The 11,461-nt window shown below is 37.7% G+C and carries 17 protein-coding genes and 2 pseudogenes; 17 read left to right on the forward strand and 2 right to left on the reverse strand.

Going from position 1 to position 11,461, the window contains the following annotated elements; all coding sequences use genetic code 11:
- The first annotated feature begins 4 nt into the window (after positions 1-4).
- The 16 genes and pseudogenes from ACWYN3_RS00660 (at position 5) to rplT (ending at position 9,452) form a co-directional block, all read left to right on the forward strand.
- The gene (locus ACWYN3_RS00660; protein ID WP_456219415.1) at positions 5-850 is read left to right on the forward strand and encodes a heme/hemin ABC transporter substrate-binding protein; all 846 of its coding nucleotides are present in this window, start codon (positions 5-7) and stop codon (positions 848-850) included.
- On the forward strand, positions 847-1,473 hold the full coding sequence (locus tag ACWYN3_RS00665) for a FecCD family ABC transporter permease (protein WP_456219416.1): 627 nt from the start codon (positions 847-849) through the stop codon (positions 1,471-1,473). The genes ACWYN3_RS00660 and ACWYN3_RS00665 overlap by 4 nt, the downstream gene beginning before the upstream one ends.
- Before the next feature lie 23 nt (positions 1,474-1,496).
- Positions 1,497-1,895 (forward strand): FecCD family ABC transporter permease, encoded by a 399-nt coding sequence (locus tag ACWYN3_RS00670; protein ID WP_456223339.1) that lies wholly within the window; start codon positions 1,497-1,499, stop codon positions 1,893-1,895.
- Positions 1,896-1,954: 59 nt separating this feature from the next.
- Positions 1,955-2,680, forward strand: a complete 726-nt coding sequence (locus ACWYN3_RS00675; RefSeq protein WP_456219417.1) for a heme ABC transporter ATP-binding protein — start codon at positions 1,955-1,957, stop codon at positions 2,678-2,680.
- A 12-nt stretch (positions 2,681-2,692) separates the two neighbouring features.
- Positions 2,693-2,953 (forward strand): ChuX/HutX family heme-like substrate-binding protein, encoded by a 261-nt coding sequence (locus tag ACWYN3_RS00680; protein ID WP_456219418.1) that lies wholly within the window; start codon positions 2,693-2,695, stop codon positions 2,951-2,953.
- Entirely contained in the window at positions 2,950-3,726 is a 777-nt protein-coding gene (locus ACWYN3_RS00685; RefSeq protein ID WP_456219419.1) for a hemin-degrading factor, read from the forward strand. Before ACWYN3_RS00680 ends, ACWYN3_RS00685 begins: the two co-directional genes overlap by 4 nt.
- A gap of 282 nt (positions 3,727-4,008) precedes the next feature.
- Positions 4,009-4,572: a ribose-5-phosphate isomerase RpiA gene (gene rpiA / locus ACWYN3_RS00690; RefSeq protein ID WP_456223340.1), complete on the forward strand. Its 564-nt coding sequence runs from the start codon at positions 4,009-4,011 to the stop codon at positions 4,570-4,572.
- A complete protein-coding gene (locus ACWYN3_RS00695) occupies positions 4,559-4,954 on the forward strand; it encodes a GNAT family N-acetyltransferase (protein WP_456219420.1) in 396 nt (131 codons plus the stop codon). The genes rpiA and ACWYN3_RS00695 overlap by 14 nt, the downstream gene beginning before the upstream one ends.
- Positions 4,951-5,115, forward strand: a complete 165-nt coding sequence (locus tag ACWYN3_RS00700) for a GNAT family N-acetyltransferase (protein WP_456219421.1) — start codon at positions 4,951-4,953, stop codon at positions 5,113-5,115. Before ACWYN3_RS00695 ends, ACWYN3_RS00700 begins: the two co-directional genes overlap by 4 nt.
- A gap of 74 nt (positions 5,116-5,189) precedes the next feature.
- Positions 5,190-5,489 (forward strand): LysR family transcriptional regulator, encoded by a 300-nt coding sequence (locus tag ACWYN3_RS00705; RefSeq protein ID WP_456219422.1) that lies wholly within the window; start codon positions 5,190-5,192, stop codon positions 5,487-5,489.
- Positions 5,479-5,964, forward strand: a complete 486-nt coding sequence (locus ACWYN3_RS00710; RefSeq protein WP_456219423.1) for a hypothetical protein — start codon at positions 5,479-5,481, stop codon at positions 5,962-5,964. Before ACWYN3_RS00705 ends, ACWYN3_RS00710 begins: the two co-directional genes overlap by 11 nt.
- Positions 5,934-6,119, forward strand: a complete 186-nt coding sequence (locus ACWYN3_RS00715) for a hypothetical protein (RefSeq protein ID WP_456219424.1) — start codon at positions 5,934-5,936, stop codon at positions 6,117-6,119. Before ACWYN3_RS00710 ends, ACWYN3_RS00715 begins: the two co-directional genes overlap by 31 nt.
- Positions 6,120-6,287: 168 nt before the next feature.
- A pseudogene (gene thrS, locus ACWYN3_RS00720) lies at positions 6,288-8,215 on the forward strand (threonine--tRNA ligase).
- 13 nt (positions 8,216-8,228) lie between these two features.
- Positions 8,229-8,821 (forward strand): annotated as a pseudogene (gene infC / locus ACWYN3_RS00725) (translation initiation factor IF-3).
- 9 nt (positions 8,822-8,830) lie between these two features.
- The gene (gene rpmI, locus ACWYN3_RS00730; protein WP_041887185.1) at positions 8,831-9,031 is read left to right on the forward strand and encodes a 50S ribosomal protein L35; all 201 of its coding nucleotides are present in this window, start codon (positions 8,831-8,833) and stop codon (positions 9,029-9,031) included.
- Between the two features lie 76 nt (positions 9,032-9,107).
- Positions 9,108-9,452 carry a 50S ribosomal protein L20 gene (gene rplT, locus ACWYN3_RS00735; protein WP_068400926.1) on the forward strand — a complete coding sequence of 115 codons (345 nt, stop codon included), beginning with the start codon at positions 9,108-9,110 and terminating at the stop codon, positions 9,450-9,452.
- A gap of 79 nt (positions 9,453-9,531) precedes the next feature.
- On the opposite strand, the gene ACWYN3_RS00740 is transcribed toward rplT, so the two are convergent.
- Together ACWYN3_RS00740 and ACWYN3_RS00745 are read right to left on the reverse strand one after the other, a co-directional pair.
- On the reverse strand, positions 9,532-9,942 hold the full coding sequence (locus ACWYN3_RS00740; RefSeq protein WP_456219425.1) for a hypothetical protein: 411 nt from the start codon (positions 9,940-9,942) through the stop codon (positions 9,532-9,534).
- 175 nt (positions 9,943-10,117) lie between these two features.
- A complete protein-coding gene (locus tag ACWYN3_RS00745; protein WP_456219426.1) occupies positions 10,118-10,894 on the reverse strand; it encodes an XRE family transcriptional regulator in 777 nt (258 codons plus the stop codon).
- Between the two features lie 134 nt (positions 10,895-11,028).
- On the opposite strand from ACWYN3_RS00745, the gene ACWYN3_RS00750 reads away from it, so the two are divergent.
- Positions 11,029-11,379 (forward strand): GIY-YIG nuclease family protein, encoded by a 351-nt coding sequence (locus tag ACWYN3_RS00750; RefSeq protein WP_456219427.1) that lies wholly within the window; start codon positions 11,029-11,031, stop codon positions 11,377-11,379.
- Positions 11,380-11,461: the final 82 nt, after the last annotated feature.

Raw genomic sequence — 11,461 nt, forward strand, 5'->3', positions numbered from 1 at the left:
AAATATGAAACTTACTTTATTAGCAGCGATGGCGGTACTTAGCCTGGGTGCCTGTAATACAAACAAAGAAACAAAATCTGACGGTCTTGCTGACAGTATTAAAATTGTATCCTTAAGTGGCTCAATCAGCGAAGTGCTGGCTGGTGCTGGTTTAGAAAAAAACATTGTTGGTACAGATATTACCAGTAATTATCCAGTGGGCCTGAAAGCAAAACCAAAAGTAGGGCATAACAAGAATATCAATGCCGAAGGAATACTGGCTTTACAGCCTGACCTGGTTATCGGGATCAAAAAAGACTTTAGTCCTGCACTTGCAGCGCAGTTTAAAACTGCGGGTGTGAAACTTTTATTAGTTGATCAGGAATTTTCTGTAAAAGGGACGAAACAATTGATCCGTACGCTGACAGATAGTTTGCATGTAAGAACCAAAGGCGATTCTCTGATCAAAGTATTAGACGCTGATCTGGCAAAGGTCAAAATGGCTGCTAAGAAACCTAAAGTACTATTTATTTATGCAAGAGGTGCGGGAACGATGATGGTTGGCGGTACAGGTACGCAGGTAGAAAATGCGATTACACTGGCTGGTGGTCAGAATGCAGTAACTGAATTTGCTGATTATAAACCTTTAACTGCCGAGGCTTTAGTGAAAGCTAATCCAGATATTATCCTGCTGTTTGATTCAGGTTTACAAAGTTTAGGAGGCCCGGATGGCGTGTCTGAAATTCAGGGGATCAAAGAAACAAATGCAGGTAAAAATAAAAAAATAATCAGCATGGACGGAGAGTTGTTAGGCAGCTTTGGCCCACGTCTGGGAATTGCTATTCAGGAATTAGCTGCTAAAATAAATTGAGTAAAAAAACTAAACTGATTCTGTTATTACTGCTGTTTTTATTGCTTGCAGTTGTAATCCTGTCTTCCTGTATAGGAGCGGTAACGATTGCAATACCTGAATTTCTGTCGATCATCGCCTATAAAACCGGAATTTCGGATGCTGTGAATTTTAAACCACAACAGGCAGCAGTATTGATGAATATAAGATTACCAAGGGTGATTTTGGGAGTGTTAATTGGCGCGGGACTCGGTATTTCGGGCGCAGCTATACAAGGACTGTTTAGAAATCCATTGGCAGAACCAGGATTGATAGGTATATCGGCTGGTGCTACTTTATTTGCGGTAATAGTGATTGTATTAGAAGTGGGGCTTTTTTCAAAATTAAACGGGATTATTGGTTTTTATGCCATTTCTCTGGCTGCTTTTTTTGGGGCTTGTTTGACTACATTTCTCGTTTATAGAATGTCTTCGCGTCATGGTAAAACTGAAGTTGCTACCTTGTTGTTATCAGGCATTGCGATTAATTCTTTAGCGGCAGGTTTTGTGGGGTTATTAACGTATATGGCTACTAATGAGCAATTGCCAGCGATTACTTTCTGGAGTCTGGGGGCAGTCTTGGAGGTGCAAGCTGGGAAACTGTAAGCGGGCTGTTACCGTTTATTATTATACCTGTCATTATTCTTCCATTTCTTGCTAAATCCTTAAATGCGTTGGCATTGGGTGACGCACAGGCATTGCATATGGGAATCAATGTGGTTACAATGAAAAGGATCATCATCATATTAGCTACTATGGCAGTTGGCGCTTCAGTCGCTGTGGCAGGAATAATCGGGTTTATCGGGCTGATTATCCCTCATATTTTGAGGATGACTTTTACCTCGGATAACCGGTTGATTATCCCGGGATCTGCTATTCTGGGGGCTGCTTTATTAACAGCCGCAGACATGGCAGCCAGAACTATAGTTGCCCCGGCAGAATTGCCTATTGGTATTCTGACAGCCCTGATAGGGACACCTGTATTTATGTACATCATTGTTACCGAACGAAATAAAAATAAATTATAAGTTATGATCCAGGTGAAAAATATCACTTATCAAATAGGGAAGAAGGAACTGTCAAAGACTTGAGCTTTGAAGTGAAGTCCGGTGAATTACTAGCTGTGCTTGGTGCTAACGGGGCAGGGAAAAGCACACTGATGAAATTGCTCTGCAGAGAAATTTCGCCTGTTTATGGTAATATTCTATTGCGTGGACAAGAGCTGAAACAATATAAGCTGCCTGAACTGGCAAAGCGACGTGCGGTACTTGCTCAACAGCATACAATTTCCATTTCTTTTATCGTAAATGAACTGGTTATGATGGGCAGATATCCTCATTTTGAACATCAGCCTGGCCCGCATGATATGGAAATAGTGAAAAAGGTGATGGAAGAAACGGGAATTACCCATCTTTCGGGCAGAGATTATAATACGCTTTCAGGAGGGGAACAGCAACGCGTGCAACTATCACGTGTACTGGCTCAGATTTATGATTGTCCGGATGCATGTCTGTTTTTAGATGAACCTACAAATGGTTTGGATCTGCTTTATCAGCAGCAGGTTATGGAGCTGGCGCGCAGGCTTGCTGACAGGGGGTATTGTGTAATCTGTATCTTACATGATATCAATTTTGCCTCTCGTTTTGCAGATAAGATATTGATGCTGAAAGATGGGCAAAAGGTAGCCATGGGAACACCCTTAGAAGTAATTAATTGTGAGAATATACATGAAACCTTCAGTATTAACGTTAAGTTAATGGCTTGTGAAGGATATAATTGTCCGCTGGTTATTCCAGCAACTATACAAACATAAAATTTAGTATTAATGGAAAAAGTAATAGAATTAAAAAGTCAATGGGAAGCTTTCAAAACAGAAAATCCTAAAGTAAGAATAAGAGATGCTGCTAAACAATTAGATACAACTGAAGCAGAATTACTGGCTACTTCTATTGGTGAAACGGTTACCCGTTTGACTAATGATTTTCAGGATATTCTGAAAGCGGTAGAATCATTAGGTAAAGTAATGGCCTTAACACGTAATGACTATTGTGTACATGAACGTAAAGGAGTTTATAAAAAAATGTGACATTTTCGGGTCCAATGGGACTTGCTGTAAATCCGGATATTGATTTAAGGTTGTTTATGATGCAATGGTCTTCTGCTTTCGCAGTAGATGAAAATGGCAGAAAGAGCTTGCAGTTTTTTGGTAAAGACGGTGAAGCTATTCACAAGATTTATCTGGTAGAAACAAGTGATGTGCAAGCCTATGATACATTGGTAAATACGTTTATAGCACATGATCAAAATGCAGTTTTAGTTATCAATAAAGATAAAAAGATAGTAGAAGAAAAACCGGATGCAGAAATTGATGCCGCAGGTTTTAAAGATACCTGGTTATCTTTAAAGGATACACATGATTTTCATGGTATGCTGAGGAAATTTGGTGTCACCAGAACACAAGGTTTACGTCTTGCTCCAGAAGGTCATGCAGTGAGCATCACTAAAGAATCTTTGAAATCGGTTATTGAAAAAGCTTCTGAAATTGATTTGGAAATTATGGTGTTTACCGGAAGTGCAGGTTGTATACAAATTCATACTGGTCTGGTTAAGAATTTATTGCAGACCGGGCCATGGTTTAATGTGCTGGACCCTGATTTTAATATGCATTTGCGTGAAGATGCAATTGCCTCGGTATGGTTAGTTAAAAAGCCTACGGCAGATGGTATTGTAACCAGTATTGAAGTTTTTGATCAGTTTGGTGAGATCATTGTTCAGTTCTTTGGTAAGCGTAAACCAGGTATCCCTGAAAACGAACACTGGAGATTAATGGTGAATGAAACAGCTGTTATTTCTAAATAAGATTCTCGATTTTTTGTTGCTATAAAATGAGTTTATACCAGGAAGCCTGGCCGTTATGGCCGGGCTTTTCTGATTTGTGGCCTTCTGTTTTTTTAACTAATTTTAGCAGCATACGGCGCCGCTCATTTACATTTTTAATCTTTACATCTTGGACAAGCAATCAATTGATAAAAAGGATCTTGAAAAACAGATCGCAGCCAGAGAGGCAGTTAAATTTATTAAAATGATATCGTTGGGTTAGGTACAGGTTCTACAGCATTTTTTGCGATTCAGGAAATAGCTCTGTTAGTAAAAAATGGTTTGAAAATTAAAGGAGTACCTACCTCAGAACATACAGCAACATTGGCTGTTTCGCTGAGTATAGAATTGTTACCTATGGAACAGGTTAAAGCTATTGATATCACTATAGATGGGGCTGATGAATTTGATACAGAATTAAACCTGGTTAAAGGTGGTGGTGGTGCATTATTCAGAGAAAAAATTGTAGCCTCGCTGACTAAAAATGAAATTATAATCGCAGATTCAGGCAAATTGGTTACTCAGCTGGGCAAATTTAAAGTCCCAATTGAAGTAGTGCCTCTTGCGCTTAATTATGTATTGCAGCAGCTGGCTAAATTAAATGGTAAAGGAGAGGTCAGAATGAAAGATAATAAACCGTTTATCACTGATAATCATAATATTATTGTCGATGCAGACTTTGGACTGATCAATGACAATGACGCGGCTGGATTATCAGAACGTTTAAACAGGATAGAAGGAATTTTAGCGCATGGACTGTTTGTGCAGCTTACTTCGAAAGTAATTATGGGAAAAGGAACCGAAACTATTATATATGCTAAAAATTAATCTTGATCCTTTTCCTGTATTGGAATCGGAGCGTTTAATATTAAGAAGAATTACTCCTGCAGACGTGGATGAAGTATTTGCAATAAGATCTGATAAAGAGATTATGAAATACATTCCAAGGCCTCTTGCAAAAACCAAAGAGGATGCACTTGATCATATCAAAGTGGTCGATAAGGGGATTGAAGAAAACAACTTTATCAATTGGGGGATTTCATTTAAAGATGATCCAAAGTTATTAGGGATGATCTGTCTGATCAGAATGCAGCCTGAAAACTACAGATCAGAAACTGGTTATATTCTTCATCCTGATTATCATGGAAAAGGAATTATCAATGAAGCATTAGGGACTGTGATTGATTATGCATTTAATTTAATGTATTGAAAAAATTCCATTCGCTTGAAGCAGTAATTGACCCGGACAATTATGCGTCTGAAAAGGTGTTAATCAAACATGGCTTTGTGAAAGAAGGTCATTTTAAAGAAAACAGCTTCTTTGATGGCAAATTTCTTGATGCTGTTATTTATTCGCTGATTAACAGGTAGAGCTATGTCAGCCTAAAATTTCTAAATCTATAATTATGATATAAATCGTATATTTGTATCATAATTATAATGCTATGGTAAATCTCGAATGGTACAGGACTTTTAAAGCTATTTATGAAACTGGGACCTTAACAGGAGCTGCAGAAGCACTTTTTGTTTCTCAGCCGGGGGTAAGTTTACATTTAAGCTCTTTAGAATCTTATGTAGGATATAAACTTTTTGACAGGACTTCCAGAAAAATGGTTCCTACAGAACGGGGTAAAGTCATGTATAATTTTGTGCTGGAAGCTTTACTTAAACTGGAGGAAGCTGAGAAGCATTTTCACCGGAGTACCGAAAAAAAAACCTACATTAAGTTTAGGAATGTGTTTTGAAACATTCCAGCTGATGCTTGAACCTTATTTATCAAGTTTATCATTTAATGTGATTGTGAAATTCGGTGATTATCCGCAAATGCTGAATGATCTGGATAACGGAATTCTGGATATGGTTATTACGCCTCATATGGAGAGTACCATGAAGAATATTGCCTATAAGCCTTTTTCAAAAGAGAGAATTGTGCTGGTAGCAGGATCAAAAAATGATACAGCAGATTTTGACCTGATACATAAAAATGGAGATTTGAAAGGTATGCAGGAATGGCTGAAACACCAGATCTGGTACGGTACGTCTGGTGATATGGAGCATCTGATGAAGTTCTGGCATTATAATTTTAATAAAAGACTGGATTTTAAACCTAACTATATTGTTCCCAATATGAGCTCTATCGTCAGGTGTATCAAAGGAATGAAAGGCTTTGCGGTATTGCCAGACTTTTTATGCAGAAACGAAATCCTTATGGCAGTGTAAAATTAATCTGGGAAGGAAGTAAAGTGATGGAAAATACGCTTCATTTCGCTATGCGGAAAAAAACAATTTATGCTGCGGAAATAAAAACTATCCAGGACATTTTTGAAAAAGAGATGGTACCGCTGGAAAATGAGACGGGTACGCTGGTTGCCTGATTATCGTCATCAATCATAAAGTAAGGAAAACAAATAGAGACATTTGCCCCATTTTTCAATTTGTTTCCCTGAATGCAGCATAAAAACTTACCTTTGTATCCAGGAAATCACCTTGTAAGTGATTCGGTACTAAAATTCATTAAATTCACATATAAATCATAGTTGTAGATGATTAACATTACACTTCCGGATGGCTCAGTACGTCCATATGAAAAGGGAACAAGTGCCCACCAGATTGCGTTATCGATATCTGAAGGTCTTGCCCGTAACGTTTTAGCAGCCGAAGTTAACGGCGAAGTCTGGGATTCTTCCAGGCCTATTGAAAAAGATTCAGCAGTTAAATTATTAACCTGGAATGATACAGCTGGTAAAGCTACCTTCTGGCACTCTTCTGCTCACATTATGGCTGAAGCTCTGGAAGCATTATATCCAGGCACTAAATTCGGTATTGGCCCTGCTATTGAAACAGGATTCTATTATGATGTTGATTTTGGAGATCAGGAATTTTCATCAGATCACTTTAAAGCGATAGAAACCAAGTTCATGGAACTTGCAAAACAAAAAGAAGTTTTTGTAAGGGAAAATGTTTCTAAAGCAGATGCGGTTGCTTATTTTACTGAAAAGGATGATGAGTATAAATTAGACCTTTTGCAGGGACTTGAAGATGGTAAAATCACTTTCTATAAACAAGGTGAGTTTACTGATTTATGTCGTGGCCCTCATCTTCCGAATACAGGTTTTATCAAAGCTGTAAAGTTAATGAACGTTGCAGGTGCATACTGGAGAGGTGATGAAACTAAAAAACAATTAACCCGTATTTATGGGGTTACTTTCCTAAAGCAAGTGAATTAACAGAATATCTGTTGATGATCGAGGAAGCTAAAAGACGCGACCATAGAAAATTAGGAAAAGAACTTGAATTATTTGCTTTCTCAGAAAAAGTGGGGATGGGTTTACCATTATGGTTACCTAAAGGAACTGCTTTGCGTGAACGTTTGGTTAACTTCTTGACTAAAGCACAAGGAAAAGCAGGATACGAACAGGTAATTACACCACATATCGGTCATAAAAATCTTTACGTAACTTCTGGTCACTGGGATAAATATGGTGCAGATTCTTTTCAGGGTATAAAAACACCTCAGGAAGGGGAGGAGTTCATGCTAAAACCAATGAACTGCCCGCATCACTGTGAAATATATAAAGTTAAACCACGTTCTTATAAAGATCTTCCACTGCGTTTGGCAGAATTCGGTACTGTTTACCGTTATGAGCAAAGTGGTGAGTTACATGGTTTAACAAGAGTTCGTGGGTTTACTCAGGATGATGCGCATTTTTCTGTCGTCCGGACCAGGTGAAAGATGAATTCATGAAGGTGATTGATCTGGTATTGTATGTGTTTAAGTCTTTAGGATTTGAGAGTTACACTGCCCAGATTTCATTAAGAGATCCGGAAAACAAATCGAAATATATTGGTACTGATGAAAACTGGAAGCTTGCTGAGGATGCAATTGTTGAAGCTGCAGCCGAAAAAGGTTTAAATACAGTAACAGAATATGGCGAAGCTGCATTTTATGGCCCGAAACTGGATTTCATGGTGAAAGATGCTTTAGGTAGAAAATGGCAGCTGGGAACTATCCAGGTAGATTATAATTTACCTGAAAGATTTGAACTGGAATATACTGGAAGCGATAACCAGAAACACAGACCTGTAATGATCCATCGTGCTCCATTTGGTTCTTTGGAGCGTTTTATAGCAGTTTTGATTGAACATTGTGCTGGAAATTTCCCATTATGGCTTTCTCCTGAACAATTTATAATCCTTCCTATTTCAGAAAAGTATGTATGAAGAATATGCTAAAAAAGTTTCAGATGAACTAAATAATTCCGATATTCGCGGTTTGATTGACTTTCGTGATGAGAAAATCGGAAGGAAAATCAGGGACGCTGAGGTGAAAAAAACTCCTTATATGCTGATTATCGGAGAGAAGGAAATGGCAGAAGGCAAGGTATCAGTAAGGAAGCATGGAGAAGGAGATTTAGGAGAAATGACTATCCAGGCGTTCAGTGAATTATTAATTAAAGAAATAACAGTTTAAATAGTATATAAATTTGGCATTAGGCAGACCAGGATTTAATAGGGGACCACGTCCTCCTTTTAAAAAAAAAAAGAAGCAGAACATAATATTAATCAGTTTATCAGAGCCCAGGAGGTTAGATTAGCTGGCGATAATGTTGAACCAGGGATTTATCCTTTGGCAAAAGCTTTAGCCCTTGCCGATGAACTGGAGTTGGACCTGGTAGAAATATCACCAAACGCAGTTCCACCGGTTTGTAGAATAATCGATTACAGCAAATTTGTTTACGAACAAAAGAAAAAGCAGAAAGAGATTAAGGCGAATGCTAAACAAACCATTATTAAGGAGATCCGTTTTGGACCTAACACTAATGATCATGATTTCCAGTTCAAACTGAAACATGCAGTTAGTTTCCTTGAAAATGGAGAGAAAGTTAGAGCATATGTGCATTTCAAAGGTAGAGCGATCGTTTATAAAGAGCAGGGAGAGATCTTATTGCTTAAGTTCGCACAAGCTTTGGAAGACATAGGAAAGGTTGAACTTTTACCTAAATTAGAAGGTAAACGTATGTTCCTTACACTGGCTCCAAAAGTTGCAAAAAAAAAAATAAATAAATTACATAAATAAGAACAGGTTATGCCAAAAATGAAAACCAATTCCAGTGCTAAAAAGCGTTTTTCGCTTACTGGAACCGGTAAAATCGCAAGAAAAAACGCATACAAAAGTCACATTTTAACAAAAATGTCTACTAAACGTAAGCGTAATTTGGGTCACACCTCAATGGTGTCAGCTGCTGATATGGGCAACGTTAAGCGTATGCTTGCTATCGGTAAATAATTAAATTTTTTAACCAGGTACCCGGTAGTAAGTTTGCTGAAATACGCAACACCGTTTATCAAAAAACAACAACACTATGCCACGTTCGGTAAACGCAGTAGCTTCGAGAAGAAGACGGAAAAAAGTCCTTAATATGGCCAAAGGCTATTGGGGATCAAGAAGTAAAGTATTCACTGTAGCAAAAAATACGGTTGAGAAAGGTTTGCAGTATGCATACCGTGACCGTAAAGTTAAGAAAAGAGAATTCCGCGGTTTGTGGATTCAACGTATTAACGCTGGTGCGCGTCAGTATGGAATTTCTTACTCTCAATTCATTGGTAAATTAGCAGCTAAAAACATTGGTTTAAACCGTAAGGTTTTAGCTGACTTAGCTATGAATCATCCAGAAGCTTTCAAAGCAGTAATTGATACAGTTAAATAGAAATATATAACATCAACAAAAAAGGGAGCAATTTGCTCCCTTTTTTTATGCTTAAAATATTGGGGCCTGAGCCCCGTTCTTATTCTTGTACTTTATCAGCAGGTTTAGATCCTTTGTGATTATCTTTTCTTTCCTGCATTCTGGCTTTCTTTGCGGTACGCAAATCTTCCAGTTTTTTCTTTTGATCAACGGTTAATACCTGGTCGATCTTAGCATCAGTTTCTTTCTTTGAAGCGACATGCTGATCTTTTTTTGCTTTCCTGTCTGCACTGCTTTGTTTGTGCCAGGCTTCACTCTGCTTGTACTTGTCAAGTTCTACCGCATAAATTTTTTGTTTCTGATCGGTAGTCAGTGTAAGTGTTTTTTCCAGTTTGGCAGTGCTTTTCTCTGCTTTCTGTTCTGCAGTCATTTTTTGTTTGCCTGCGGTTTGCGCATAACTGGAAGTCAATCCGATTATTGCTATGGCTAATGTTAAAACGATTGTTTTCATAAGGATATAATTGTTTTTTAGCGCGGATGATGAAGCTATCATGTGCTACCCGGTTTTGTTCATTTCGCTTTGTGTTCTGCTGCACATGATGGTTTCATTTGTATGTTGTTTTAAAGCATAGAGTGAAAAATAGAGAAAGGGTTTAAAAGCAATTTATTTTTTATTCATTAACAGTTTAGTTCTTGTTCATCTGCGAGATTGATTTCTGCATTTGGGACATCATGTTAGTCAGGGTTTCCATGGTAGGTTCTGGTGTGGCATCAGGTAACGTAGAGCTGATATAAGCCTTTGCTTTCCAGATTTCAAGTATATCTTCAGCAGGAACATTATAAGGGTCGTACATCTTATTATCAGAGATCAGTTTCAATTCTTTGTTCTCTTTGAAACGATTTCCTGCACGTTTATAGACCACACCTTCATTTTTACTGACGATGATATAGGTTTCTCCTGTTTTAACATCATTCCAGTTGTCCATATATTCACCGATAATTATACTTCCCGGTTGAATAGGGAGCATAGAATCCCCAACAATTTCAAAAGCTCTGAAAGTACCATGTTTTAATGCCGGCAGGGGCAATTGGAACTTAGGGAGATCTTTGATGTATTCAGGATCAGAAAAGCCATTAAGATAACCTGCACTGGCTTTTACCGGAACCATCTCGATATTTTCATTATCACTCTGGTCAACTGAAATACTTAGTATCCTCAAATTAGAACCCTGGCTTTTTAATTTAGGTTTCCAGTTATCATTGATGATTTCGTTAATAAATTCATCCATGGTTAGTTCGTAATGTTCTGCTATTTTTTTTAGCAAATCATATTTAGGTTCTGCACGGTCTTCTTCGTATGCTCCAACCAGTGATCTTTTAATTCCCATCAAATCAGCAAATTGCTGTTGTGTATGGCCTTTTTTCTTTCTTAAGTATTTGAGGTTTACGGAAATATTCGACATAAAATAAAAGATTAAAAATAATTTGTTTTTACTAAAATTGTTAGTATTATTGTACCAATAAAGTTAGTGATATTTATTCGCACTGCAAATATATATACTAATTTAATTAGTGGTAATAATTTAAACTACAAGCAATGAGAAAATTTGTCTACATCGTGACCGATAGAAACCGTACTAGTTTACATGTTGGAATGAGCGCTGATTTAATTAAGACGCTTGATTTTTATAAACAAATGCCCAGCCTGTTTTTTGACAGCGGACAGCAACTTACCCGACTGGTTTATTTTGAAGAATTCAAAACAGAAACGCAGGCACTCAGTCGTTTTAAACTGATCAGCAGATTTACCAGAATGCAGAAAGAACGTTTGGTGCGTTCCTGTAACCCGGACTGGGTTGATCTGACTATCGGTCTTGACTTTGAGCATATCACTATGAGCAGGCCATTATCCACGCAGGTGAAGATGTCTTTGAGCATTATGTCTTAGCCTTAAAGACTTTATATTTTAAGAAAAAAAACTGTGCTATTAAAAATAGAGATCTGAAGCTATTCAGGAACAGAAATTTGTT

It is taken from the genome of Pedobacter sp. NJ-S-72 (genome assembly GCF_053890575.1).